This is a genomic window from Asticcacaulis sp. P2_C5 (assembly GCF_056404555.1).
In genome coordinates this window covers 701,098-725,971 of sequence record NZ_JBFUDU010000001.1, presented here as the reverse complement: position 1 = coordinate 725,971, position 24,874 = coordinate 701,098, and the positions used below count along the sequence as shown (strand labels likewise).

Below are 24,874 nucleotides of genomic sequence, written 5' to 3'. Positions count from 1 at the left end.
ATCGGTGGAATTTATCCCATGCAGACCCATTCGATTAGATGCTATAATCCACATGCCTTTATAAGAAGAGCTAATGAATGTTGCCGCCCAGTTTCGATAGCCTGGCCGCTTTTGCCCTTGTGGCCAAGGAACGGAGTTTCACGCGCGCGGCGGCAAGATTGGGCGTGTCCCAGTCGGCCCTGAGCCAGACAATACGTGGGCTGGAAGAACGTCTGGGCCTGAGATTGCTGACCCGGACGACGCGCAGCGTCTCTCCGACTGAGGCCGGCGAACGTCTGCTGAAAACGCTCGCCCCCAGGTTTGACGAGATCGAAAGCGAACTGGCGGCGCTGACCGCGCTGCGGGAGCGGCCTGCAGGAACCATAAGGATCACCGCCGGCGAACATGCGGCTGTGTCCGTCCTGGAACCTGCACTCAAGACCTTCCTGGAGGCGCACCCGGACATAACTGTCGAAATCATAGTCGACTATGGTTTGACCGACATTGTCGCCGAGCGGTTCGATGCCGGGGTCAGACTCGGCGAGCAGGTCGCCAAGGATATGATTGCCGTGCGGATCGGGCCCGATATGCGCATGGCCGTGGTCGGCTCCCCGTCCTATTTCGCGGATCGGTCGGTACCGGACACGCCCCATGACCTGACAGCGCACAACTGCATCAACATGCGCTTTCCAACCCATGGCGGCCTGTTTCCCTGGGAGTTCGAGAAGGATGGCCGGGAACTGCATGTCCGGGTCGAAGGGCAACTGGTGTATAATAACCTGACGCTAAGACTGAGTTCGGCGCTGGACGGACTTGGCCTGGCCTATGTTCCGGAGGATCAGGTGCTGCGGTACATGGAACGCGGCCAATTGATCCGCGTCCTGGAAAGCTGGTGCGCGCCATTTGCCGGTTACCACCTGTATTATCCGAGCCGGCGGCAGTCCTCACCGGCCCTTTCAGCCCTCGTGGCGGCGCTGCGTTACAGGACGCCGTGAGCTAAGCCGCAATTAAAGACATCGCCGCCCCTTACGTTACGCCCCCTGAGACGCCATATAAGAAAAAGCTATAGCTGTCCTGCCTCGCAGGAGCCTTGGCCCACCCCGGAAAGGGGCCAATATGACGCTCAGAGCGCCACTCCACCAATTTAAGTTTTCCCGCGGGCTGTTACTGGCCCGCCTGCGCATGGATCGGCTGGCCGAAGAGACCAGCGAAAATGAGGGTATGCGTGAACATCTTGCCAAATCCAGTGATCCTATCTGTTGGGAGAAAGGCCGGATCGAACGCTGCGGCGGTGCCTGGCACTATATCGCGGCCGACGAAACCGGTCCTGGCTGGGCGACGGTTCGACAGGGCGGAGGCAACACGTGATGAAACTCAGGAACCTGTCGCGCATCGCCCTTTGGGACGACCTGTGGCCGACCTTTGGCGAACAGGGTCTGGCGCAGGAAAACATTCCCGTTCGGTTTAAAATCCGCCAGGACGGCGACCTGTGGGAAGTCACGCGCGATGGCCGCCCGTCCGGCGGCTATATTTCGCACGCCGGCGCCCTCGCCGCCGCCCGGATCGCCATTCAGGGTGTGTTTCGCAGCGGCGGGGCAGCCGAATTGCGTGGCACCCGGGACCTTGGCCAGAATATTGGATAAGTCATGAGTTTTCGCCTGTATGAAAGTGCCTGGGTCCAGCTTGACGGCGTCGACCAGCCGTTTCAGGTCCATAAGGACCCCGCCAACCCGGCCGCCTTCAATGTCGGCGGCCATCAGTACGATATCGACGCACGGCCGCTGACCCGGACGTCGGACGCGCCGCGCATCGCCTCCATCCTCAGCATCCAGGCGGCGCGCGAGGCCGGGCTGCGCAGCAATTACGGCGAAGGCGCCGACGCCGCCCGCCGACCGGCAAGATAGCACCAGATCATTTTCACGACACTAAGCCGGCAACTGCAATCGCATATTGCCTTCATGATGCGACGCCCCATATGGTCCGATAACCCATAGACCGGACCTTTTTCATGCGCACCGATACCCCACAGACCATTCGCCTCGCCGACTACAAGCGTCCGGACTTTGCCATCCCTTCGACCGAACTGACCTTCGACCTGGCGCCCGCCGCCACGCGGGTCAGGGCGCGTCTCACCCTGGAACGCCAGGGCGCGGCCGATGCGCCCCTCGTCCTGATGGGCGAGCGCCTGAAACTGATCAGCATCACAATCGACGGTCAACCGGTCACCGACTACAGCCTGGGCGACGAAACCCTGACGATCAAAAGCGTGCCCGATCGCTTTGTCCTTGAGACCGAGGCCGAGATCAATCCGTCGGACAACAAGACGCTGGAAGGCCTCTATATGTCGTCGGGCCGTTACTGCACCCAGTGCGAGGCGGAAGGCTTCCGCAAGATCACCTGGTATCTCGATCGCCCCGATGCGATGAGCAAGTTCCGCGTCCGCATCGAAGCCCCGAAGGCCGGCTTCCCCTGGCTGCTGTCTAACGGCAATCTGGTCGAGCAAGGTGATCTCGACAACGACAGGCACTTTGCCCAGTGGGAAGATCCCTTTCTCAAGCCTTGCTACCTCTTCGCCCTTGTGGCTGGCGATCTCGACGTCCTCGAAGACAGTTTCACCACCATGTCCGGTCGCGATGTCGCCCTGAAAATCTACGTCGATACCGGCATGCGCGACCGCGCCGCCTACGCCATGGACGCGCTGAAACGCTCGATGAAGTGGGACGAAGAGGCCTATGGCCGCGAATATGATCTCGACCTGTTCATGATCGTCGCCGTGCGCGATTTCAACTTCGGTGCCATGGAAAACAAGGGGCTGAACATCTTCAACGCGTCGTTGTTGCTGGCCGACGCAACCACCGCCACGGACCTCGACTACGAACGCATCGAAAGCGTCGTCGCCCACGAATATTTCCACAACTGGTCGGGCAACCGCGTTACCTGCCGCGACTGGTTCCAGCTCTGCCTGAAGGAAGGCCTGACCGTCTTCCGTGACCAGGGTTTCTCAGCCGACCAGCGTGGTCATGCGGTCGCACGCATCAAGGATGTCAGGGCGTTAAGGGCCAGGCAATTTCCGGAAGATTCAGGCCCCCTCGCCCACCCGGCGCGGCCGTCCTCCTATGCCAAGATCGACAATTTCTACACTGCCACCGTCTATGAAAAGGGCGCCGAGATCGTCGGCATGCTGAAGACCTTGACCGGTCCCGACACCTACCGCAAGGCGCTGGACCATTATTTCGCCGCCAATGACGGCACGGCTGCGACGCTGGAAGACTTCGTCGCCAGCTTTGCTGCGGTCACGGGTGAAGATTTTTCCGGCATGCTCGATTGGTACACCCAGGCCGGTACGCCGCATCTGAGCCTGACGCCCGCCTACGACGCGACGGCGCAAACCCTTACCTTGCGCCTGCGCCAGGAAACCCAACCGACGCCGGGCCAGACTAACAAGAAGGTCCTGCCCATTCCCATTCGCCTTGGTCTGCTCGACGAACAGGGCAAGGTCCTGACCTTTAACGACGGCATAACGGATACGCTGATCGTCCTGCGTGAGGCGAGCCAGGATGTGGTGCTGACCAACGTCGCGTCACGACCGGTCATCTCCGCCCTGCGTCATTTCTCGGCGCCCGTCGTCCTGCGCGTAGACGAACCCACAAGCCACGCCTTTGCCCGCCTGCGCGGCGACAGCGATCCCTTCAACCGCTGGGAAGCCGCCCAGGGCCTGGCGCGCGATATCCTGTTGCAGGCAGCGCCAACTGCGGATGTGATCAACGCCTTTGCCGACGGCATGTCGGCCTGCCTGACCGATGACGCCCTGGAGCCCGCCTTCAAGGCGTTGATGGTCGGCCTGCCCAGCGAAAGCGACCTGGCCCAGTCGGTGAGACCGGTCGACCCCGCTTTTCTCCACGCCAACCGCCGGCGTTTGAAGGCGGCTCTGTCAAGCCGTCTGAAAGCCACGTTGCTGCGTCTCTACACCGCGATCCCGACCCCGGACAGCTTCTCGCCGGACGCCCAGGCGGCCGGCCTGCGTGCCCTGCGCAATGCCCTGCTCGACCTTCTGCTGGCCGGTTGTGCCGAGGCCGCCGATACGGCGGGGCTGGCGGACCTGGCCCAGCAGCATTTTGCCAGGGCGACCAATATGACGGACATGGTCGGCGGCCTTCAGGCGCTGATGCACGTCCAGGGCGCGCCATACCAGGACGCACTCGACGCCTTTTACAAGCGTTTCCGCAACGAACCGCTGGTCATCGACAAATGGTTCAGCCTGCAGGCCACCTGCCCGCACCCGGATACCCTGGCCCGCGTCGAAGCGCTCAGTCGGCATCCCGATTTCGACGCAAAGGTGCCGAATCGCTGGCGCGCCCTGGTCGGCGGTTTCGCTTCCAACCAGAGCGTTTTCCATAATGCTGAAGGCAAAGGCTACGCCTTCCTGGTCGATCAGGTCCTGACGGTCGATGCCTTCAACCCGATGACGGCGGCGCGTATGATCGAGCCCCTGTCGCGCTTTCAAAACTACGCCGCTCCCTATAACGACCTTATGCAGGCGGCGCTCGACGCGATCCTGGCAGCGCCGAACTTGTCGAAGAACGTCGCAGAACTCGCCGGCAAGGCGAGGAACAGCCAGACGGGAGCTGCGGCGCCCCCTTAAGGCCGACGTCTGATCAGAAAAAAGTAAATCCGGGACCTGGGGCGGCCCCAAATCCCGGATTTTCCTCAATTATTTCAAAGATGCGTTAGAAGGTCACCTTGCCGCTCAGCTTCCAGAACCGACCCAGCATACCCGTGGCGGTAAACGCCGGGTTATACAGGGCCAGGCCATAGGTGCCCGACGGATCGTAGGGCGCCTTCGCGTCGAACACATTGGTGACGTCCAGCATCAGCGTGTAGTGGCTGTTGACCCGATAGGTGGTGTTCAGGTCGACATTGGTGAAGCCCTCAACCTCGCACTTCACCGGCGTGGCGCCGTCGCGGTAGAAGGCGACCGTCTGGTTATCGGCGCATTCGCCGTAATAGTCGTCGCCATTGTCGGTCGCCAGCGACTTGTAACCGCTGGTGTAGTAGGCCGTTGCCGTCACCGACAGCGGACCGTAATCCACCGTGTTCTGCCAGTTGCCCTTCAGCTTGGGCGTGCCCGAACCGGACGTGATCTGGTTATTGCCCAGCGTGCCGTCGTAACGCTGGCGCGTGCCGTCCGGATAGGTCTGGCTGTAATACTGGATATAGCTGGCATCCAGCGAGGTGGTCCACTTGACCGGCCCGAAGACGAACCGCCCGGTCACCGAGGCGTCGACCCCGGCAATGTCCTGGGCGGCCAGGTTGATCAGGTTGTATTGGACGAAAGCCGGCACCGGCAGGGTGTTGGGCAGCAGCGGGTCCGGGGCGCCCGGAACCACAGTGAAGCCCGCCGGGATCGGCTGGCCGGCGAAATAGGCTTCGATCGCCCTGGATGGATCGTCGCCGGCAATGATGTCGTCCTTGTGGATGTTGAAATAGTCGAAGGTAACGCCCAGCCATTTGGTCGGCTGCCACACCACGCCCAGCGAGGTGTTTTCCGACGTCTCCGGCCTCAGGTTGGGGTCCGAGGTCGTGGTCAGGCCCAGCGAGAAGCCCTGGCCGTAGCCCGGCGTACCTGAGGCATTGTGCAACTGGCGGAAGGCCAGCGGCGCGTTCTGGGCGACGAAGCCGGTCGTCGGTGCGCCGAAGTTCTCGGCGATCGACGGGGCGCGGAAGCCTTTGGAGAACGAGCCGCGCAGCCGCAGTTGATCCAGCAGCTTGTAGCTGGTGGCGATCTTCGGCGAGAAGTTGGCGAAACCGGTCGAATAACTGTCGAAACGGCCGCTGAAATTGACGTCCAGCTTCGGCGTGAACGGCGCATCCAGTTCGAAGAAGGCCGAGGTGACGTGGCGGAAGCCGACGGCGCCGAACGGGTTGATCGCGCTGTCGTAGCGGTCGAACGGATTGGCGCCGACCAGGTCGGGATTGCCGCTCGGGTTATTGACTCTTTCATAGCGCAGGGCGACGCCGACACCCAGTTGCAGTGCACCGCCGTCCAGCTCCATCAGGCTCTTCGACGCACTGGCCTGGCCCATGACCAGTTCTGACTCGGCCCGTTGCAGGCTGGGCGGCGAGACATAGTCGCGCACCGCCTGGCTGTTCTGGCTGGGGTCTAGGAAGTTGTACGAACCATCCTTAATCACGTCCAGCACGTGCTGGAGGTTGGGCGAACCGTACTTGTCGTAGTTCAGTTTGGACTTCATGGCGGTGAAGTCGAGATTGAAGTCCCAGCCGTCGGCCGTGCCGCTGAGGCCCGCCGCGAAGCGCACGGTGTCCGAACGCGTCTGGGTATAGTTGGGCAGGTCGGCCCAACGGTACTGTATGCGGGCGACATTGCCGGCAGCCGCAAACGGGTTGTTGGGATTGAGCACGCCGTTGGTCGAGTTACAGGCGCCGACCGTGGTGCGCGGGCAGATATAGACAGGTAACGGGACATTGGTCAGGTTGACCGAGGTCCGCGCCACACCCGGCGTGGTCACGCCCTGAATGGTCCGCGGGCCGCTGCGCCCGGTGAATAAGGTGGCGTTCTCATACAGATTGATGGCGACATAGCCTTCCAGTGTATCGCTGAACCGCTTGGTCAGGCGGGCCGAAACGCTCTTGCGCGTGTCTTCCGGCTGGACGGTGTTGTAGTCGTGGGTCAGGTCCTGCTGGCACACCTGGGTACCGGCGGATATGCCCGAAACCGCCACCGGCAGGTTGGCCGCCGTGATGGTATAGGGGGTGAGGTCGCCGCAGCCGCGCGTCGGGTTCAGCAGCTGCCAGTTGCCCTGGGCCGTGGTATTGGTGGCGTTGTACGGACGGACCATCGCTACGGTATTGGCGACGATGCCGGTATAGCGGCCGTCGAACTGGACGCCGTTGGTGATGCCGTTGGTGCGGCAGGTCCGCCCTTGCGCGTCGACGGCGCCGGGGACGGCCGGGCCGCCGACCTGGGCGCAATACGAGCTCTGATCGGCTGTATTGTACGGGAAGCGGGCGTCGCGGGCCATCAGGGCGTCGTTCTTCTGGTATTCGCCGCTGATGTAGAAATTATAGCCGTCCGAGTCCAGGTCGCCCTTGCCCCAGGTGGCCGCCAGCGCGCCGACACCGGCCTTGTTGTATTCCGTCGAGCCGACCATGGCCTTGGCGGTAAAGCCCTTGAACTGCTTCTTGGTGATGACATTGACGACGCCGGCGATGGCGTCCGAGCCGTAGGTCGACGACGCGCCGTCCTGCAGGACTTCGACCCGGTCGACAATGGCGTTGGGGATGGTGTTGAGGTCGACGAAATTGCGTGTCGCGTCGTCGGCCAGGGGGTAATAGGCCATGCGCAGGCCATCGACCAGGACCAGGGTCGAGTTGGTGGTCAGGGCGCGCAGCGATATGCCCGACGCCCCGCCGGCGAAGTTGCCGCCGGCGCTCCAGTTATTGTTCATGGCGCCGCCATTATTGCCGGCGACGTTCTGGATGGCGCTTTCGATCGTGGTGACGCCGCGCTTTTCGAGGTCGGCCGAGGTCAGGGTGGTCAGCGGCGAGATCGACTGCAGGTTCTTTTTCTTCAGGATCGACCCAGTGATGACCACCACCGTAGTGTCGTTCACCGGGGCGGCGGCAGGCGCCGCGTCCTGGGCCTGGACCGACGCGGCGCCCAGGCCGGCCAGCATAGTCGTCGCCATCAGGGCGGATGTCTTCAGCGATAATTTCAACGTAACTCTCTCCGTATGTGGGCTGCTGTGCAGTTAGTTTCAAATCTGCCTTGTTTTGCTAACAGGTCCGCATCGGGGCCGAAATTACCTCGCAGGTAATTGCCACAGGCATCAGTGGCCATTTAGTGTCGTTTGTGACGGTATCGATGCCGAAAGGTAATAAATGTGACATAAATGCCAGTATATGAACCGATAGGCTGGCTCCAATACAGTTTGCCATTTTGTCCGGCAAGGCTTCCACTCCGGGTTGCCGCGACCGGATGAAACCGCGGGAAGGTGTTGGCGCGCCTTCCCGCAACCCTTCAAATATTACAAGTTGGTAGTATTTCTACCGACGGCGACATCACGCCACTACGCCCAAAAGGCGAGCCTGCCGCGTCGAAGGCGGCATTTTACATCCACCCCTGGGAGGTTCTGTTGAAACGTTTATACTGGATGATAACTGGCACATTGGTTGCCGGTACTTTGGATATAGTCTATGCTATCGTCATGGCCAGCCTGAAAGGTGTCCGGCCGACCTCGGTCCCTCAGGCCATTGCCGCCGGCATACTGGGCAAGGAGGCCTTTCGCGGAGGCGTGCCGACCATGCTGCTGGGGCTGGGCCTGCACTTTTTCATCATTGCCGTCATGGCTGCGGTCTTCTATCTCGCGGTCCGTCTCTTACCCGTCCTGGCGCGCCATATCGTCGCTGCCGGCCTCGTCTACGGCATCGGCCTGTACATCGTCATGACCTATATCGTCCTCCCCCTGTCGAACTTCACCCAGGGCCACAACCCGCCTGTTCCGCCCGTGCTCAACCTGGCCCTGGCCAAGGCGCTGTTCGCCCACATGATCCTGGTGGGGCTGACCATCGCCCTGGCCACGCGTCAAGCCTTGAAGCAAACCGCGTGAGGTAGGCCCGCGTGTACGGGTCCGTCGGCAGGAAGCTGGTCATTGCGAAGGGCTCGACGCCGGCAATCCCAGGCCCGCCGAAGACGGTGGTGGCGTTTAGGAAACGCAGGTTTCGCGCCACACCGTCGACTTGCAGGACCAGCGGCACGGTCGCGCCGCCGCTACCGCCATGCTGGCTGTCGCCATAGCCGCGAATCTCGTTCAGGATCGGGAGCAGTTCATCGTCATGTTCGATCTGGCCGGCCAGGCGGTCGAGCAGATAGGCCCGCCATTGGGCCAGGTTGACGATGCGCGAAGCCAGGCCGCGCGGATGAAGGTACAGGCGCAGGACATTGACCGGCGGGCGCAACAGGTCGGCATCGACCCCCCCGATTACCGCTGACAAGGCGTCGTTGCGTGCCACCAGGGTCCAGGCGCGGTCGACGGCCAGGGCGGGAAAGGGCTCACTGGCCGCCAGCAAACCTTCGATCGCGCTCATGGCGCCCCCGACCCCCGTCTGGACGATTCCCGTTTGGCCGGCCCCAGCCTGCCCGAAACTTGTTTGCGCCATCACTGTCTGCGCCGGCACATTCAGAACGGGCTGCGGCATTTCCGGCGCCAGCCCGGCGGCCCGCAGCAGTCGGTCGCGGACGTGCGGCGACAGGTTGAGGCCGTTGCTGAGACGCAGGGCAACCTCGCGGCTGGGCCGGGAACGGCCGGTCTCGATAAAACTCAAATGGCGCGCCGAGATGCCGCAGTCCAGCGCCAGGGCCATCTGGCTGAGGCCGCGATGGCGGCGCCAGTCGCGCAGCACATCCCCCAAAATCGTCCCTGAATCCCTGATCCCAGAATTCTTCGTCACTGCACTGTACCCGGCCGTTGCGGCAAGCAAAATAAAGGATTATCCCTATGGGTGGCCCTGTTAAAGGTCCAGGAATTCGAAATCTGATGGAACCACGCCTGCCGATCGCCATCGACTTCTCCGACGTCCCGTCGCGCGGCCTGTCGCACAGTCTCTACGGCACCCTGCGCGGTGCCATTGCCGACGGCCGCCTGGCCGCGGGCCTGCGCCTGCCGTCGACGCGCGAACTGGCGCAAAGCCTGGGCGTGGCGCGCAACACCGTGATCATCGTCTACGACCGGCTGAGCGTCGAAGGCTATATCGAATCCCGGCGCGGCGTCGGCGTCTTCGTCACCCGCCACCTGACCCTCCAGCCCGCCGCCACCCCGCCCACGCCGCAAACACCTGAACGCTCGCCGCATCTCGACCGCCATATCCGGCCCCTGTGGCAGACGGCGGGCTTCTGGCCCGGCCACCGCCTGCCGATCGATTTCGACTTCTACCCCGGCTTCCCCGACACCCACCACTTCCCTATGGACATCTGGCGCAGCCTGTGCGCCCGGGCGGGGCGGGCGTTCAAACCGGGCGAGCGCGCCTATATGGAGGCCCAGGGTCGCGCCGGCCTGCGCGAAGCCATTGCCCGCCACCTGTCGTTTGCCCGCGCGATTGCCTGCGGCCCCGGGGACATACTGGTAACTGCCGGCACCCAGCAGGCCATGGACCTGCTGTCGCGCGTGCTGGTGACGCCGGGCAGGACCACGGTGGCGGTCGAGGAGCCGTGCTATATTGCCGCCCGGCGGACGTTTCAGGTGGCGGGCGCGCGGCTGGTGCATGTCCCGGTCGACGACGAAGGCATGATCGTCGACTTAATCCCCGACGACGTCGATATCATCTCCGTGACGCCTTCGCATCAGTTTCCGCTGGGCTGCGCCATGTCGGCGCGCCGGCGCATGCAGTTGGTGGATTTTGCCCGATCGCACGGCGCCGTCATTCTCGAGGACGATTACCAGGGCGAGTTCCGCTATGCCGGCAAACCGCTGGACGCCCTGCAGACCCTGGACCGCGACCAATCGGTGTTTTACATCGGCACCTTCTCGAAAAGCATGTTTCCGGAGGTGCGGCTGGGCTTTATCGTCATGCCGTCGTGGGCCGCGTCCAGTTTGCTGGCCGCCAAGCAGATCGCCGACCTGGAATGCCAGCAGGTGCCGCAGGACGCCCTGGCGGCGTTTATCTCGGAAGGCCATTTGGCGCGCCATGTCCGCAAGATGCACAAGGTCTATGCCCACAAGCGAGAGATTGTGACGCGCGCCTTGCGCGACCTGTGCGGCGACTGGATCGGCGCGATCAGCCCGGAAGGCGGCATCCACCTGACGGTTGCGTTGAAGCCGGAAATCTCGGGCATGACGGTCCAGATCGAGGGTCCGCGCCAGGGTTTGCGGCTGTGGTCTTTGGGCGGGTTTTACGCCGATCCGAAAACGGCCCGGAACGGCCTGGCCCTGGGGTTCGGTCGCCTGCCGGCCGACCGTCTTGAGCCGGGGATCGTTCGCCTGGCTGCCTTGATGCAGTCCGTGGCGCGATAGGCGAGCCTCTGGGCTAATCGCGAAGCTATGCAAAAAGCTTTGAAAAAGGGTCCTGGCGGCACCTGAATTGTCAAAGAATGTCGCCGAACTGGCCGGGAAAGCACTGAACGGCCAGTACGGGCTAACGTTTGTTAACCAATCCTAGAGCTTTTGCCGATCATACTGATCGGTAAAAATGCTCTAGGTTTTTGTTTTGTCGCACTTCTTATCCGAAAAGTGGCGTCCACTTTGTCGGGAAGTGCTTTGAGCCAAATGCCGCGAAACTGCCAACAATTGCGGGCCATACAAAGGCCTTTGCGCGTAATGATCAGGAGATAACGATTGGCAGGCCTTGAACGAGTCAGGTTCATGGTGGTGGACGACAACGCCCACATGATCAATATCGTCAAGACCATCCTGCGCGGTTTTGGCGCAACGCAGATATTCGAGGCGCGTGACGCCACCGAGGCCTTTCACCGCCTGAAGCACGATTCAATCGACATCGTCATCGCCGACTATCAGATGGAAGTTCTGGACGGAGTCGAGTTCGTCAAACTGGTGCGAAACTCGTCGGACAGCCCGAACCGCTACGTGCCGATTATCATGCTGACCGCTCACTCCGAACGCTCGCGCGTCCTGGCGGCCCGCGACGCCGGCACCAATGAATTTTGCTGCAAGCCGGTCACCGCCCTGGAACTGCATCGCAAGGTTGTCGCCGTCGTCGACTATCCGCGGCCCTATATCAAGACCGGCGGCTATTTCGGCCCCGACCGCCGCCGCAAGATCGACCCAAAATACGCCGGACCGGAACGCCGCGAAGGCTGGAGCGAAGACCACAAGCCACCCATGCATGGCAAAAAGAAAAAGGTCGCCGGCGACCCGTTCGACCCCAATGACACTTCGGCCGGCTAGTTTTTACTGCCTATCAGAGACGAAGGGCGCCTGCCCTGCCAACCTGCGACAGAAGGCGGGCCGGAGATTTGGCGCAATCTTGCAACAGCGCCAAAAACACGCCGCAAAAACGCGCCGTTAGCCAGAACGATTTATTAAACCTTAAGACTCTCGACAATAGCTTAACGAGACGTTTACCCTCACGACAGTAATGCGAATCACGACGGGACATTAGGTGGCGGCAGGGCGTCAAAATCTTCGCAAACCTGCGGTACCCAGCGGTGCGTCTGCGTCCCGGGCCCAATCTCCCGCGTCTGGTGCCTCCGAGTCCGGGGCCTCCCCGTCCAAAAGCTTCAAGCAGGTGCTCAAGGCCTCGGCCATGACCATGGCGACCTACCCCGTGGGCGCCGCCATGCCGTTGTGGATTCGCCTGGGCGCCCTGGGTCTGACCCTGGGCCTCGTGCTGTTCATGGGCTTGTCGACCCTGCAGCTGGGCAACAGCCTGTCGGCCGACAAGGATAGCGAAGGCAAGGTCTTGCTGGCCGCCGCGCAATTGAACGCCGCCCGCGTCGACATGCATGTCAATGCCGTGCGCACGGCACTCGAAGCCGCCGGCAGCGAACTGACGGCGCATCCAGACGAACCCCTGGCCGCCGCCGAAGAGGGGCTGAAACTGTCCCACCGCACGGCTCTCAGCGTCTCGGTCGTGCGCAATGGCGCTATCGTGGCGCGCAGTGGCGAGGATGAAAGCGATCTGGTCCTGCGCGCCGCCCAAAGGGCTTCCCAGGACCTCGCGCACGCCAGTGGCGGTTTGCAGGCACTGGGCTCGCGACTGACCTCGTCTGCCCGCCCCTATCTGGTCTTTGCCACAACCGGCGGCACCCTGGTCGCCCGCCTGGATACCAGCCTGCCCGACGGCGACAAGGCGCTGAATGTCCTGGTCGGCGGTGACGGCACCATCCTCGACGCCTCCGACGAGCACCTGATCGGCCAGGACATCAAGTCGGCGCTTGATGTTTCCTACAGCCAGCTTCGTTCCCGTGCCGACTCGCGCGACCTGATCCAGGGCGCACGCGTCCAGGGCGGCTTTTACAAGATTGCCTCGGCGCCTACCGTCGGCCAGGATTCGAACGACAACATGGTCGCCCTGTCCGCCGTGCCGACCAAGCCCTTCTTCTCACCGTCGGGCAGCCTGATCAAGGGGGTGATCTTCGTCGGTGGGCCATTGCTCATCGGCGCCCTGTTCGGCCTGCTGCTGATCTTCCAGGCGCGCAAGAACCGCGAAGACACGCGCCTGTTCCAGGCCAATGAACAGCGCTACCGGTTGGCGGTGGAAGCGGCACGTTGCGGTATCTGGGACTGGGACCTGGAACAGGACCTGATCTACATGTCCGACGTCACCGGCGTCATGCTGGGCTGGGGCGGCGGCGGCGTCGCCTCGACGGCCGAGGTCCTGAACCGCATTGCGCCGGACCAACGCGCCGAGGTGCTGAAGGCGCTCGACACGGCGCGCTTCAAGGGCGCCTTCGACGTTTCCTTCCGTGTCCCCAGTGCCACCGGACAGTCGATCTGGATCGACATGCGCGGTCAGTCGGTGGGGGCGAAAACCCCTCTGGGTTTCATGCGCCTCAGCGGTGTGGCCCTTGACGTCAGCGAGGAGCGCATCGCCCAGTTGCGGGCGCAACGCGCCGAGGCCCGCCTGCTCGACGCCATCAATTCGGTCTCCGACGCCTTTGTCCTGTGGGATCGCCGCCACCGCCTGCTGATGTGGAACACGACATTCGGCGCCACCTTCAGCATCGACGAACGCTTCCTGCGCGTCGGCACGCCGCGCGAACTGATCGACCAGGTGATGCAGATCGCCATCCGCCGCCAGCAGCCGGCGCCGGATGCGCGCAACGGCGTCATCGAGGCCGAGTTGAACAACGGCCGCTGGATCCAGATCTCGGAAAGCCGTACGGCGGAAGGCGGCCGCGTCCTGACCTGCGCCGACATTACGGCCGTCAAGGTCCAGGAGGAGTTCCGCCGCAAGAACGAGGAAGATCTTCAGGCCCTGGTCGAGAAGCTGGAACAGAGCCGCCAGCAGCAGATGGTCCTGGCGCGCAAGTACGAGATGGCCAAGATCCGCGCCGAGGCCGCCAACCATGCCAAGAGCGAATTCCTTGCCAATATGAGCCATGAGTTGCGCACGCCGCTCAACGCGATCAACGGCTTCTCGGAAATCATGGCATCGGAAATGTTCGGGCCGCTGGGCCACCCGCGCTACAAGGAATATTCCGGCGATATCCTGAGCTCGGGCCAGCATCTGTTGTCCCTGATCAACGACATACTCGACATGTCGAAGATCGAGGCTGGCAAGATGAGCCTGCGCTTCGAACCGGTTGTCCTCGACGAGGTCGTTGAGGACACAGTGCGCCTGGTACGCCAGCGGGCTGAAAAGGCCGGGCTGAAAATCCGCGTCCACCTGCCGCAATTGCCCGAGATCGAGGCCGATTTCCGCGCCCTGAAACAGATACTGCTCAACCTGCTGACCAATGCGATCAAGTTTACGCCGCAGAATGGCACGGTGACGGTGTCGGCGGCGATGACCGAGGACAATATCCATATCGCAGTCGCCGATACCGGCATCGGCATCGCACAGCGCGATCTGGAACGCCTGGCGCGCCCGTTCGAGCAGATCGAGAATCAGTTCTCCAAGACCAAGGAAGGTACGGGCCTCGGCCTGGCCCTGACCAAGTCGCTGGTCGAGATGCACCACGGCCACATGGATATCGACAGCGTCGAAGGCAGCGGCACGACGGTCAATGTCATCCTGCCGATTCGGCAGTCGGTCCAACAGCCGGACCATCACGCGGACGCAGCCGTGGATACCGACGAAATCCGCCCGGACTCGGCCGCGGCCTGAACACGACCGTGATGTGCTTCGGAGGCGTCACCCCCCGTCTGAGCCGGACGTGGCGCCATTCGGTCATGATTCCGGAAGTCAGAGAGGCAAACGGTTCACTTCAGATGCGCGATCCAGGACCAAGCGGGTTTGGATTTTAGTGAGAATGACTTGCATTAGACTCTGGGTCATGCTAATTGAGAGGCATTCGCACCAATATGTAGGCCTTTTCGTGTACATCTGTAACTGCAACGCCATCCGTGAGCGCGACGCCCGCCTCGCCATTTCCTCAGGCGCTTCTACCCCCAGGCAGGTCTTCGACCACGCCGGCTGCCGTCCTCAATGCGCCAAGTGCGTTTGCGAAATCCGCGAAATGATTGACGAGGCCAATACGGCGCTCAGCATGGCGGCGGAATAAAACGCATTCGCAGGCCGCGATTCAATCTCATTTTCATTCGCATAAGTTTTTGTTTTAATGTGTAAAAATCGCTTCACACGGTGAAGTGACGGGATTATGGTGCGGCGCAAATCATCTCTGGAGATTGCGCCATGAAGGGTCAGCCCGAAGTTATCAAACTGCTCAACCGGGTGCTCACCAATGAGCTGACGGCAGTTAATCAATATTTCCTGCACGCGCGCATGATCGAGAACTGGGGCCTGCATCACCTGGGCCGCATCGTCTACAAGGAATCGATCGAGGAGATGAAGCACGCCGACCTGCTGATCAAGCGGGTCCTGTTCCTCGACGGCCTGCCCAATCTTCAGGACCTGCACAAGCTGCGCATCGGTGAAACCATTACCGAGTGTCTGCAGGCAGATCTGGGCGTCGAGACGGGCGGGCACGCCACTCTGGTCGACGGTGTCAAATATTGCGATGACCACAAGGACTATGTCAGTCGCGAACTGCTGCGCCGAATCCTCGAAGATACCGAGCACCATATCGATTTTCTGGAAACACAGCTCGGCCTGATCAAGCTGATGGGCGAGGCCAATTACATCCAAAGCGCGATGAAGGAAATCGAAGGCGAGGGCTGAGCGGGCGGCCAGAAATATTCTCTTCCGCAAATTAATACTTAATGTTCTTTGACCTTTTGCCACGAAGCACATAATTTGCACCGTGACCGGACGAGATCGCCGGATCTGATCTGGTGTGTGTGGAATTTATTTTGGCTGTCATCGATCGCAGAGGCATGATGGGCGCGGGGCTCGCGCTGGGAAGCAGCACGCTGCTTACCGGATTGACGGGTTGCGGCCGGCGTCAGCGGGACGAAAACCAGATCATTGCCGACGGTACCGAAGGCGATGAGGTTGTCGATCCCAAGCTGGCCCGTCAGGACGGCACGGCGGAATGGGCGGTTAGCGGAGGCTGGCGCAACAGCGTTGACAAATCGCGCGACCGATACCGCCATCCCCTGGGGCTGCTCAAATTCTTCGAGATTCGGCCGAAGCAGACCGTGATCGATATGTGGCCGGGTGCCACAGGCTATATGACCGAGGTGCTGGCGCCGTACCTGACGCATGGCAAGGGCCATTATGTCGCGGCGCTGTTCGGCGGGCCGCAGGGCGCCCAGCTTCAGGCCAATCAGAAATACCAGGAACATTTTTCGAGTAACAAGAAGCTGTATGGCGCGGTCGCCTACAGTGTTTTCGGCCCCGACAGCGGCCCTCTGGTACCGGCCGGGTCGGCGGACTGCGTGCTGATGCTGCTGGTCATCCAGGAGTGGATGGCGCGTGGAATCGCCGAGAAGGCCTTTACCGACGCCTTTGCCGCCCTGAAGCCCGGCGGTGTGCTGGGCGTCGAGCAGCACCGCGCCGATATCGGCAGCGCCCAGGACCCGGCAGCGGCCAACGGCTATGTCCAGGAGCCCTTTGTCAAGCAACTGGCGGCCGAGGTCGGGTTTCAATTTGTCCAGGGCAGCGAGATCAATGCCAATCCGAAGGATGACAAGGATCATCCTTTCGGAGTATGGACATTACCGCCGTACCGGCAGACCGCCAAACGCGGCGATGCGCCCAATCCGGAGTTTGACGGCGCCTTGTATGAGTCCATAGGGGAGAGCGATCGCATGACCTTGAAATTCAGGAAGCCGCAATGAGCCGAATTGCCGCCCTGTCTGCCAATGCACCCTTGATGTCGATCCCGGAGTCGCGCGTGCCCGAAGGCGGGTCGGGTGAATGGTTTCGTGGCGCCGGTGGCCTGCGCCTGCGCCTGGGTTTCTGGGAGCCGAAGCGCCCGGCTCGCGGGACGGTGTTTATTTCGCCGGGCCGGTCCGAGCCGATCGAAAAATATTACGAGACCATCCGCGACCTGCTGGCGCGCGATCTGTGTGTCGTCGCCCATGACTGGCGCGGCCAGGGCCTGTCGGCGCGTTTGCTGCCGGACCGGCTGAAATGCCATGCCCGTTCGACCGAGGAATTCCTCGACGATTATCAGCGCCTGCTGGACGCCTTCGAAGACCGGGCGCCCAAGCCGTGGATCATGCTGGGCCATTCCATGGGCGCGGCCCTGAACCTGGCCACCCTGGTCAAGGGCGAGCCGCGCATCTCCGGCGCCTTCTTCAGCAATCCGATGCTGCGCATGAAGACGGGCCGGCATTCTTTGTGGACGGTCAATTTCCAGACCAACTGGCAGGTCAATCATGGCCGCGGTACGGACTATGTGCCGGAAATCTTCGACGATCCATTCGAGCACACCTTCGAGAACGACGCCCTGACTCACGATCGCGGGCGTTACGAAACCTGGCGCGAGCAGTTGTTCGCCTGTCCGCACCTGGCGGTCGGCACACCGACCTGGGGTTGGTTGTCGTTTGCCTTGAAGATCGGTGAAACCCTGCTTAGAGATAAGGGCAAGGTGCTGAAGAAGCTGAAGACGCCGGTCACCATCGTCTGTTCGGGCGACGATCGGCTGATCAACAAGCAGCCGTCCAAGGTCTTCGCCAAGAAGCTGTTCAAGGGCCAGTATGTCGAAATTCCGGGTGCGGAGCACGAGCTGCTGATCGAGTCCGACGACTACCGCAACCAGGTCATGGCGCAACTCGACGAATTGCTCGATTTCGTGGCGCCGCGCGGTATTGCCGGCCAGGTGCGCGTCGAAACCCGCGCCGTGGTCGCGGATTCGATCGGCGACAGGTTCGAGGAGGCTGGCGACGACCAGGTCGAAGATACGCCTGTTGCCGGCGAAGATGGCCTGCCGGAAGAGGCACCGGTATCCACCGCAACCGAAGAAGACCAGAAGAGCGCATGAGAGGCCATCGCCTCTTAATCGCCATCCTGGTCCTGGCCGGGACGGTCCTGCCGTAATCAGATTGCCGCGGGGCGCAGATGCTCCAGCGCGGCGTCGATCAATTCGCGCGAACTGGCCGCAATCACCTGCCCGGCCGTGTCGGGCACGGGCTCGCCGCGCCAGTCGGTGACCACGCCGCCGGCATTTTCGATGACCGGGATGATGGCTTCGATATCCCAGGTCTTCAGGCCGGTTTCCAGCGCGATATCCATGGTGCCGAGCGCGACCATGGCGAAGGCATAGGCGTCGCAGCCATAGCGCGCCAGCTTTACGGCATCGCGCAGGCTGTTATAGGCAATACCTTCTTCACCGGGGAAGAGGTTGGGATCGGTGGTGCCGATGACAGCATCGGACAGGCCTGAACAGGCGCGGACGCGCAAAGGCCTATCGCCCGACGGCGTGATCAGGCGCGAACCGAGCGGCGAGCCGAGAAAAACTTCCTGCAGGAACGGCTGGGCTATGACGCCCAAGGTCGAGCGGCCGCGATAACGCAGGCCGATCAGGGTCGTCCACAGGGGCAGGCCGGAGATAAAGGCGCGCGTGCCATCGACGGGATCGAGGACCCAGACATATTCGGCGTCGGCGTTTTCTTCACCATATTCTTCGCCGATAATGCCGTGATCGGGGAAATGGCGATTGATCAGGGCGCGGATGGCGCGTTCGGCGCCCTTATCGGCTTCCGTCACCGGATCGAAGCGGGACAGGTGGGCCAGCTTGTTGTCGGTGCCAAGGCTGGTGCGGAACAGCGGCAGGGCGACGGCGCCGGCGGCTGCGGCCAGATCGAGCGCGAACGCTTCGAGGTGGTAAAAATCGGGCGTGCTGGACATGGGACCCGCATAGCCTGTCAGGCCAGGCGGGTCCAGTCGTCACACGTTTCTTTTTCGGGGAACAAGGCCAAAGAATTCCAAACGCTTAGGCGTTTGGCAAGCGCGACGGCGCGCCCGAGCTGTTGCGAGGTATCTCTTACGCAAAAAGCCTGAGGCGAAGCGCTCGCGCTTTGACTTAGGCTGCTTGCTCGTTTTCGCCGTTCAGCGACTTGGCCAGGTCGAGCAGGCGGCGGCGCGGGCGTTCGGACAGGCGGTAATAGGCCTGGATCAGGTCGAGCGTTTCCTTGCGTGAGAACACTTCGATGCCTTCGTTGTTGACGGTGGCGACTTCGGTCTTCTCGTCGGTCAGGCCGTCGTAGAAATAGTTGATCGGGGTTTCCAGCGCCTTGGCGAGTTGGAACAGGCGGGCGGCGGAGATGCGGTTGGCGCCGCACTCGTATTTCTGGATCTGCTGGAAGCGGATGCCGACGGCCAGAGCCAGCTGCTGCTGCGTGAGGCCGAGAAGGCGACGGCGACGACGAAGACGCTTGCCCAGGTGAAGATCGATATCGGTGGCCATGGTTTCTAAACCCCTAAGTTTCGTGTGGCGCGACGTTCCATAACGGGACGGCTCGCCTTGTTGGGTTCACAACTCATGCCAAAGGCGTAGCAAGGTTATCTGCAAGTCGCCTGTAAGGGGGTAAGCGCCATAATTGGCTTCGCCTTCCCTTGCGCGGCAAGGAAAGGCGAACCCGGAGCCATAACAACCGTACCTTAAGCGGCGCGGCGCTTTTCTTCTTCGCGCAGCAGGCGGCGTTTGTCGCGTGTCATGAATTCGGCCACTTCGCGATACAGGGCGTTGTCGCGATAGCCCTTCATGGCCCGGGTCGAGGCCCACTGCACGATGTCGTTCAGGCTTTGTGGCGCTTCGTCGTACTTGACCAGGCTGTGCAGGCCCAGCAGCATGGCCACGAAGCAGAGTGTCGCAGCCACATAGGCACCGACACCCAGGGCCGTCGGCCAGTTGGCATGCAGGCCCATCAAGCCGCCGGCGATCCACACCGCGATGGCGACAACGGCACCCAGGGTGAGGTGGCCGCTGATCAGCAGCAGGGCGCGGAAGCGAGCTTCGCTGCGTACTCCACTATAGGCCAGGCCGGCCAGCTTCATGTGCATGCGCAGATGCTCTTCATTTGCCTCGATGCGCTGGTCGCACCAGAAGACCATCTTGGCCCATTTCTGCGTCTCGCCGGCCCAGGTCTTGAGCGTATTGCCGTCCCAGGCCGCTTCCTTGCCGCGATCGATCTCTTCCAGCATGGCGCGGGTCAGGTAAACCAGGTTGTCCTGGCGCGAGATGACCGAGCGGCTGACGGTTGCCGCCGAGGCGCGTGTAAAGGCGGCGAAGCGCTGGCGTTGCAGGCCATGGACATAGCGCGCCAGGCGGAACAGGCCGAAATAGAGCAGCGCGGTCAATACTGCGAAACTGACTGGGTTGCTGAGCACGGCCAGGACGGGGTTGGCGCCGCCGGGATTGACGCCGGCAACCGCCAGGGCGGCGTGCAGCGGGCGGAAGGCGCCGTCGCCGACACACAGTTCGAGGAACCACACCGTCCACAGGACCTGAAGCCCCTGGGTGATCCGCATGAAACTGCGGACATTGGCCAACCGGCGGATGTTCAGATTGGCGTAGTTGAAGTGGAAGACATGGGTCTGGGCGGTGATCAGGTCGCGCACGTCATTATCCGCCGGCAGGCCTTCGCCGCCCGGAAAGCGGTGGGCGATACGGTCCAGCGACAGGTTGACGATGCCCAGCGGCGAGACGGCGTCTTCACCGTAACGCATGGCGTCGTGGTCATTGGCGGCGTGGATTTCGAAGGGATGAAAATCAGGCACATGCTGGAAGCACGGCTCGAGCCGGGCGGCTTCGAAGGCCGCCCAGAGCTCGGGATCGTTGGTTAAGGCGCGGTAGTCTTCGAGCGTATTGGGCCGGGTGTCGGCGGGCAGGACCTGGAGGAAGTTGGAGGTTTCGACGCGGTAGAGCGGCTTATGGCTTTCGCCCTCGTCGTTCAGGCGTTTCAGGCTCCACAGGGTGCCGTCGGTAAAGTTACGGATATAGCTGGTAATGACATTGACACTGTAGTTCAACATCTTGTCCCCCTTTGATCAAACGTCGATACGAATGCGAGCGGGGGGAATCCGAGATCAGGTGTCTTGGCGATTTCTCCTGTCGTATGGGTATGGCTGGAAAAAGAAAATAGCGATCCGGGCGGTGAAAAGGCCAGATGGTCTGGCGGGTCTGGATCTTTGCGTACCGTCAGTAGCCAACGCCCTGGCTTGACATGCCTGGCAGGCGTCGTCGCTGGCGGAACAGGGTTTGGCATGTTCATGCCGTTGCACCTCCATGTGGAGACTTGTCCGCAACTGTATTTTACGCGCCTGCGAAATGGGTAACAAGTTAAATGCGACAGATCGTCACGACAGCGCTGTCATTTGGTTAACTCTGTGGCGAAAATGACATCAAAAAAGGCGGCCCTCATGATGAAGGCCGCCCTTTTTGAATTCGTATTTGAGGTATTGCTCAGAGTTCGATGCCAAAGGCCGATTGCAACATCTGGTGCTGGCTCATGACCGCGTTGACCGTCACCTTGTCGGATTCTGCGTCGATGAACATGCGCTTGTCCATATGCGAGATCCGGTCGTACAGACGGTTCGAACGATCCAGCAGGCTGAGCAGGCCGCCTGGCAGGACTTGCGGCGAAGCCATGGCGTCGACAGTCAGGGGCGAGATGCGGTACTTGTCGTCACAGGCGTCGGATGCGTCCATGTCGCCTTCGCGGACCGCGCGCTGGACCAGCAGCCACGAGGCGATCTGCATCAGACGGGTGGTCAGGCGCATGCTTTCGCCAGCGTACAACAGGGCGTCTTCGCGCGACAACAGGCGCGAGTCGCGGCGTCCGTCGCCATCCAGATAGGCAGCTGTTTCTTCGACCAGGGCCATGCCCTCCTTGAAGGTGCGGTCGAACAGGTCGGAAGACGCGAAGTCGCGCACAACGTGCAGGCGCATATTCAGGGCGGGGGCGGTGCTGTCGGACATATTACTTAAGCCTTATGCTGATCATTTAGCGGTCTGTTCTGACCCGCTGTGCCGCCAGTTGCCCGGCGCGTGCCATACCATAACCTCAAGCGGGGTGCCTGCAACGCCTGTGCCATGCCGGTTAACCCACATTTGGTTATTAAGTCTTAACTACCCTTAAAAGAGAATAAAGCCGAAGCCTCGGATAAGCGGTTTTTTTTGCGTTCGAGGGCTTCGCGCACACGGACGACCTCGGATTCCAGTATGGAGATACGCTGGTTGAGGTCCTCGACGCTGTACGGGGTCAAGTCTTCGTGAACAAGGCTGGTCAAGGCGGCCGAGCCCGCCGGACCGGGCCGCAGAGACAGCGGCAGATCGTCATCTATCATCGGAAACCTTCCTGTTTATGTCCTGGACAAGGTGGCATTTCCGGCCATTGTTAATAGAATGATGAAACGCCTCTTACGCGAAGACATCAAGAAAAAAGAATCACCTCGAGGTCGTGGTCATGAAAGTCATTTCCATTCGCGGTGACGGCGCCGATCCGTCCTGCCTGTTCGCCGATGATGCGCCGCGCCCCGAAACGGGACGCGGTCATGTGCTGATACGAACCAGCTATGCCGGGGTGAACCGCCCCGACGTCCTGCAAAGGCGTGGCCTGTACCCGCCACCGCCGGGCGCAGCGCCTGGCCTGGGGCTCGAGGTGTCGGGGCGGATCGAGACGATCAACCCCCTGGCGGAATCGGGCGACGATGTAGCCTGGCAGGTCGGCGACGAGGTCTGTGCCCTGGTCAATGGCGGCGGCTATGCCGAATTTGTCGCCGTCGACCTGCGCCATCTATTGCCGGTGCCGAAAGGCTGGAGCTTGGCGCAAGCGGCGTCCCTGCCGGAGGCGGCCCTCACGGTTTACGCCAACCTGATGGAGCACGGTGCCCTGCAGGCCGGCGAAACCGTTCTGGTCCACGGCGGCAATTCCGGCATCGGCGCCATGACCATCCAGATGGGCAAGGCGTTCGGCGCCAAGGTCATCGCCACGGCGCGCGGGGCGGACAAATGCGCCTTTGCCAGAGGACTGGGCGCAGACCTGGTCATCGACACCGAAGCGAACGAGGACTTCGTCGAGGCGGTGAAGACTTTTGGCGGCGCCGACGTCGTGCTCGATATCGTCGCCGGCGACTTCGTGGCGAAAAACCTCCTGTGCCTCAACATGAAGGGCCGGATGGTCCAGGTCGGCAATGGCCGCTCGGCGGTGGTCGAGCTGGATCTGCGCCGGATCATGCAGAAGCAGGCGGTGATTACGGGCTCGATGTTGCGCCCGCGCTCGGCCGATGAAAAGGCGCGCCTGACAGCCAAGGTCCACGAACGCGTCTGGCCGCTGATCGAACAGGGGCTGATCAAGCCCGTCCTGGCGGAGGTGTTTGCCTTCGCCGACGCGGCCAGGGCCCATGCCTGGATGGACGGCAGCCATTGCGGCAAGGTGGTGTTGGAGGTGGCGCGGTGAAGTTGAAACAAGGGCTCTTGTTGCTTGGCGTTCTTGCATCGTTGCCGGCGCCGGCTTCGGCGGAAACGACCTTCCCGATTCCGCTTGGTACGAATAGCGTCTACCACGGCTATATCGATACCGGCTCAAATTTTGGCGTGCGCGTCGGCGATAGCCTTGAGCACGCGAAACAGGTCCTGTTGGAGATGGGACTGCGCGACGACGGTGTCTTCGGCTGCGAGCGCTATGTCGCGGAGACCGTGGCCTGCCGTCCTGGCGATCTGGCCGAGATCTTTCGCATACGGCGATTCATGTATGATGGCGACGTGTTCGTCTTTGTTGAGAACGGCAAGGTCAGCGCCATCAGCTGGAGCGCCAAGTTGATCTATGTCGATGTCTAAAATTCCGGCCGCACTACACGGGCCAGTATTTAGGTGTGGCGGTTTGCGGCGCAGACGGTTTCTTTTTAACCCAGCCGAACATGTCTTCCCCCTATGACTTACCGACAAATAAACCTCCTGATGGCGGCAGGTCAAAGTGAGGTCAGAGTTTAGTACCAAGCTGCGATGACGTTGACTCATCGCGCTCGGCAAGGGCGACCACCTGTCGCGCACATGAAAATGCCTCCCGGCGTGCACCGGGAGGCATTTTCAATCGTGGCGTCAACCTGTCTAGTTGTTGCCGCCGTTGCGATAGCCGTTATTGGTGTTGTAGCCGTAGCTGGGCGCGGTCTCTTCGTGCCACGAACCGCGGGTGTCCTTGTAGCCATAGGAGACGATCTGGCCCTCGTGCCAGCGCCCCTGGCTATCTTTCCAGCCCAGGGCAACAGGGCGGCCGGTGTGCCAGTTGCCATTATTGTCCTTCCAGCCTTGCGTGCCTGAGTTATAGGCCTGTTGGCCGTTGTTATAGCTGGTCCCGTTGTTATAGCTGCTACCGTTATTGTAGCCATTGCCGTCGTAGGGTTGGCCATAGTTATTGCCATTGCCGTTATAGGCGTAGTTCGGCGAGGTATGGCGTGCCGTGTCGTAATAGACGACGGAATAGGCATTGGTGCTGGGGCGTTGCTTGTAATAGACGACGTCATAGCCTTCCGGCGGCGCTTCCGGTGTATAGCTGCTCGCTTGGTAGGAATAATATTCGCCGTTCAGACATTTGACGGTGGAAGACGCGATGGTGCGCCCTAAGACACCGCCGGCGACCGCGCCGACAATGGCGCCCAGGCCCTTTTCATTCTTCGACACCTGGCTGCCCAGCGCACCGCCGGCAACGGCGCCGACGACGGTGCCCGTCGTCTTGGCGTTGTTCTTCTTGGCGTAGCAGTAGCCATCGTAGGATTCGGATGTGTTCTGAGCCAGAGCCGCGACCGGCGCGCCCAGCATCAGTACGGAAGCGGCCGCGGCCGCCAGTTTCATAGTCTTGGTAATCATGGCAAAACTCCTCAGGCAGACAGATTCACCCGCCCATTGCCGATA

At 61.8% G+C, this 24,874-nt stretch carries 23 protein-coding genes; 15 read left to right on the top strand and 8 right to left on the bottom strand.

What is annotated here, in order from left to right; all coding sequences use genetic code 11:
* Positions 1–77: 77 nt before the first annotated feature.
* The 5 genes from AC1DXO_RS02990 (at position 78) to pepN (ending at position 4,621) form a co-directional block, all read left to right on the top strand.
* Positions 78–974, top strand: coding sequence for a LysR substrate-binding domain-containing protein (locus AC1DXO_RS02990; RefSeq protein ID WP_476976598.1), 897 nt, complete (start codon positions 78–80; stop codon positions 972–974).
* 121 nt (positions 975–1,095) lie between these two features.
* A complete protein-coding gene (locus AC1DXO_RS02985) occupies positions 1,096–1,347 on the top strand; it encodes a hypothetical protein (protein ID WP_476976597.1) in 252 nt (83 codons plus the stop codon).
* Complete coding sequence (locus AC1DXO_RS02980) at positions 1,344–1,622, top strand: hypothetical protein (RefSeq protein ID WP_476976596.1); 279 nt, start codon at positions 1,344–1,346, stop codon at positions 1,620–1,622. Before AC1DXO_RS02985 ends, AC1DXO_RS02980 begins: the two co-directional genes overlap by 4 nt.
* A gap of 3 nt (positions 1,623–1,625) precedes the next feature.
* Positions 1,626–1,883: a hypothetical protein gene (locus AC1DXO_RS02975; RefSeq protein ID WP_476976595.1), complete on the top strand. Its 258-nt coding sequence runs from the start codon at positions 1,626–1,628 to the stop codon at positions 1,881–1,883.
* Positions 1,884–1,987: 104 nt separating this feature from the next.
* Positions 1,988–4,621: an aminopeptidase N gene (gene pepN, locus AC1DXO_RS02970; protein ID WP_476976594.1), complete on the top strand. Its 2,634-nt coding sequence runs from the start codon at positions 1,988–1,990 to the stop codon at positions 4,619–4,621.
* 85 nt (positions 4,622–4,706) lie between these two features.
* Here the strand turns inward: pepN and AC1DXO_RS02965 are convergent, their stop codons facing one another.
* Positions 4,707–7,715 (bottom strand): TonB-dependent receptor domain-containing protein, encoded by a 3,009-nt coding sequence (locus tag AC1DXO_RS02965; protein WP_476976593.1) that lies wholly within the window; start codon positions 7,713–7,715, stop codon positions 4,707–4,709.
* Between the two features lie 417 nt (positions 7,716–8,132).
* Between AC1DXO_RS02965 and AC1DXO_RS02960 the strand changes: the two genes are divergently transcribed.
* Positions 8,133–8,606, top strand: a complete 474-nt coding sequence (locus tag AC1DXO_RS02960) for a hypothetical protein (protein ID WP_476976592.1) — start codon at positions 8,133–8,135, stop codon at positions 8,604–8,606.
* On the opposite strand, the gene AC1DXO_RS02955 is transcribed toward AC1DXO_RS02960, so the two are convergent.
* Positions 8,509–9,447 (bottom strand): helix-turn-helix domain-containing protein, encoded by a 939-nt coding sequence (locus AC1DXO_RS02955; protein ID WP_476976591.1) that lies wholly within the window; start codon positions 9,445–9,447, stop codon positions 8,509–8,511. The two genes, AC1DXO_RS02960 and AC1DXO_RS02955, sit on opposite strands and share 98 nt — an antisense overlap.
* 86 nt (positions 9,448–9,533) lie before the next feature.
* Here AC1DXO_RS02955 and pdxR point away from each other — a divergent pair, with 86 nt between their 5' ends.
* From pdxR to AC1DXO_RS02920, 7 genes are all read left to right on the top strand, one after another.
* Entirely contained in the window at positions 9,534–11,006 is a 1,473-nt protein-coding gene (gene pdxR / locus AC1DXO_RS02950; RefSeq protein ID WP_476976590.1) for a MocR-like pyridoxine biosynthesis transcription factor PdxR, read from the top strand.
* A 321-nt stretch (positions 11,007–11,327) separates the two neighbouring features.
* On the top strand, positions 11,328–11,897 hold the full coding sequence (locus AC1DXO_RS02945; RefSeq protein ID WP_476976589.1) for a response regulator: 570 nt from the start codon (positions 11,328–11,330) through the stop codon (positions 11,895–11,897).
* Between the two features lie 364 nt (positions 11,898–12,261).
* Complete coding sequence (locus AC1DXO_RS02940; RefSeq protein WP_476976588.1) at positions 12,262–14,781, top strand: sensor histidine kinase; 2,520 nt, start codon at positions 12,262–12,264, stop codon at positions 14,779–14,781.
* Positions 14,782–14,992: 211 nt separating this feature from the next.
* Positions 14,993–15,178 (top strand): (2Fe-2S)-binding protein, encoded by a 186-nt coding sequence (locus AC1DXO_RS02935; RefSeq protein ID WP_476976587.1) that lies wholly within the window; start codon positions 14,993–14,995, stop codon positions 15,176–15,178.
* Positions 15,179–15,309: 131 nt separating this feature from the next.
* Positions 15,310–15,795: a bacterioferritin gene (bfr, locus tag AC1DXO_RS02930; RefSeq protein WP_476976586.1), complete on the top strand. Its 486-nt coding sequence runs from the start codon at positions 15,310–15,312 to the stop codon at positions 15,793–15,795.
* A gap of 131 nt (positions 15,796–15,926) precedes the next feature.
* Positions 15,927–16,856, top strand: a complete 930-nt coding sequence (locus AC1DXO_RS02925) for a class I SAM-dependent methyltransferase (protein ID WP_476976585.1) — start codon at positions 15,927–15,929, stop codon at positions 16,854–16,856.
* On the top strand, positions 16,853–18,004 hold the full coding sequence (locus tag AC1DXO_RS02920) for an alpha/beta hydrolase (RefSeq protein ID WP_476976584.1): 1,152 nt from the start codon (positions 16,853–16,855) through the stop codon (positions 18,002–18,004). The genes AC1DXO_RS02925 and AC1DXO_RS02920 overlap by 4 nt, the downstream gene beginning before the upstream one ends.
* Before the next feature lie 56 nt (positions 18,005–18,060).
* Here the strand turns inward: AC1DXO_RS02920 and hisN are convergent, their stop codons facing one another.
* The 5 genes from hisN to AC1DXO_RS02895 all read right to left on the bottom strand — a co-directional run bounded on the left by hisN (position 18,061) and on the right by AC1DXO_RS02895 (position 22,311).
* A complete protein-coding gene (gene hisN, locus AC1DXO_RS02915) occupies positions 18,061–18,870 on the bottom strand; it encodes a histidinol-phosphatase (RefSeq protein ID WP_476976583.1) in 810 nt (269 codons plus the stop codon).
* A 175-nt stretch (positions 18,871–19,045) separates the two neighbouring features.
* Positions 19,046–19,429 carry a helix-turn-helix domain-containing protein gene (locus AC1DXO_RS02910; protein ID WP_476976582.1) on the bottom strand — a complete coding sequence of 128 codons (384 nt, stop codon included), beginning with the start codon at positions 19,427–19,429 and terminating at the stop codon, positions 19,046–19,048.
* A gap of 194 nt (positions 19,430–19,623) precedes the next feature.
* Entirely contained in the window at positions 19,624–20,997 is a 1,374-nt protein-coding gene (locus AC1DXO_RS02905; RefSeq protein ID WP_476976581.1) for a hypothetical protein, read from the bottom strand.
* Positions 20,998–21,427: 430 nt separating this feature from the next.
* On the bottom strand, positions 21,428–21,943 hold the full coding sequence (gene rcdA / locus AC1DXO_RS02900) for a protease adaptor protein RcdA (protein WP_476976580.1): 516 nt from the start codon (positions 21,941–21,943) through the stop codon (positions 21,428–21,430).
* Between the two features lie 146 nt (positions 21,944–22,089).
* Complete coding sequence (locus tag AC1DXO_RS02895; protein ID WP_476976579.1) at positions 22,090–22,311, bottom strand: DUF1192 domain-containing protein; 222 nt, start codon at positions 22,309–22,311, stop codon at positions 22,090–22,092.
* Between the two features lie 119 nt (positions 22,312–22,430).
* Between AC1DXO_RS02895 and AC1DXO_RS02890 the strand changes: the two genes are divergently transcribed.
* Both AC1DXO_RS02890 and AC1DXO_RS02885 read left to right on the top strand, forming a co-directional pair.
* Positions 22,431–23,423: an NAD(P)H-quinone oxidoreductase gene (locus tag AC1DXO_RS02890; protein ID WP_476976578.1), complete on the top strand. Its 993-nt coding sequence runs from the start codon at positions 22,431–22,433 to the stop codon at positions 23,421–23,423.
* A complete protein-coding gene (locus AC1DXO_RS02885; protein WP_476976577.1) occupies positions 23,420–23,803 on the top strand; it encodes a hypothetical protein in 384 nt (127 codons plus the stop codon). The genes AC1DXO_RS02890 and AC1DXO_RS02885 overlap by 4 nt, the downstream gene beginning before the upstream one ends.
* Before the next feature lie 270 nt (positions 23,804–24,073).
* Here the strand turns inward: AC1DXO_RS02885 and AC1DXO_RS02880 are convergent, their stop codons facing one another.
* A complete protein-coding gene (locus AC1DXO_RS02880) occupies positions 24,074–24,829 on the bottom strand; it encodes a glycine zipper 2TM domain-containing protein (RefSeq protein ID WP_476976576.1) in 756 nt (251 codons plus the stop codon).
* Positions 24,830–24,874 lie beyond the last annotated feature (45 nt).

Bases quoted from the DNA above. Each gene is read 5' to 3' on its own strand.
- AC1DXO_RS02990 (WP_476976598.1), top strand. From the start codon at position 78: ATGTTGCCGCCCAGTTTCGATAGCCTGGCCGCTTTTGCCCTTGTGGCC.
- AC1DXO_RS02985 (WP_476976597.1), top strand. From the start codon at position 1,096: ATGACGCTCAGAGCGCCACTCCACCAATTTAAGTTTTCCCGCGGGCTG.
- AC1DXO_RS02975 (WP_476976595.1), top strand. From the start codon at position 1,626: ATGAGTTTTCGCCTGTATGAAAGTGCCTGGGTCCAGCTTGACGGCGTC.
- pepN (WP_476976594.1), top strand. From the start codon at position 1,988: ATGCGCACCGATACCCCACAGACCATTCGCCTCGCCGACTACAAGCGT.
- pdxR (WP_476976590.1), top strand. From the start codon at position 9,534: ATGGAACCACGCCTGCCGATCGCCATCGACTTCTCCGACGTCCCGTCG.
- AC1DXO_RS02940 (WP_476976588.1), top strand. From the start codon at position 12,262: ATGGCGACCTACCCCGTGGGCGCCGCCATGCCGTTGTGGATTCGCCTG.
- bfr (WP_476976586.1), top strand. From the start codon at position 15,310: ATGAAGGGTCAGCCCGAAGTTATCAAACTGCTCAACCGGGTGCTCACC.
- AC1DXO_RS02920 (WP_476976584.1), top strand. From the start codon at position 16,853: ATGAGCCGAATTGCCGCCCTGTCTGCCAATGCACCCTTGATGTCGATC.
- hisN (WP_476976583.1), bottom strand. From the start codon at position 18,870: ATGTCCAGCACGCCCGATTTTTACCACCTCGAAGCGTTCGCGCTCGAT.
- AC1DXO_RS02910 (WP_476976582.1), bottom strand. From the start codon at position 19,429: ATGGCCACCGATATCGATCTTCACCTGGGCAAGCGTCTTCGTCGTCGC.
- AC1DXO_RS02905 (WP_476976581.1), bottom strand. From the start codon at position 20,997: ATGTTGAACTACAGTGTCAATGTCATTACCAGCTATATCCGTAACTTT.
- rcdA (WP_476976580.1), bottom strand. From the start codon at position 21,943: ATGTCCGACAGCACCGCCCCCGCCCTGAATATGCGCCTGCACGTTGTG.
- AC1DXO_RS02895 (WP_476976579.1), bottom strand. From the start codon at position 22,311: ATGATAGATGACGATCTGCCGCTGTCTCTGCGGCCCGGTCCGGCGGGC.
- AC1DXO_RS02890 (WP_476976578.1), top strand. From the start codon at position 22,431: ATGAAAGTCATTTCCATTCGCGGTGACGGCGCCGATCCGTCCTGCCTG.
- AC1DXO_RS02880 (WP_476976576.1), bottom strand. From the start codon at position 24,829: ATGATTACCAAGACTATGAAACTGGCGGCCGCGGCCGCTTCCGTACTG.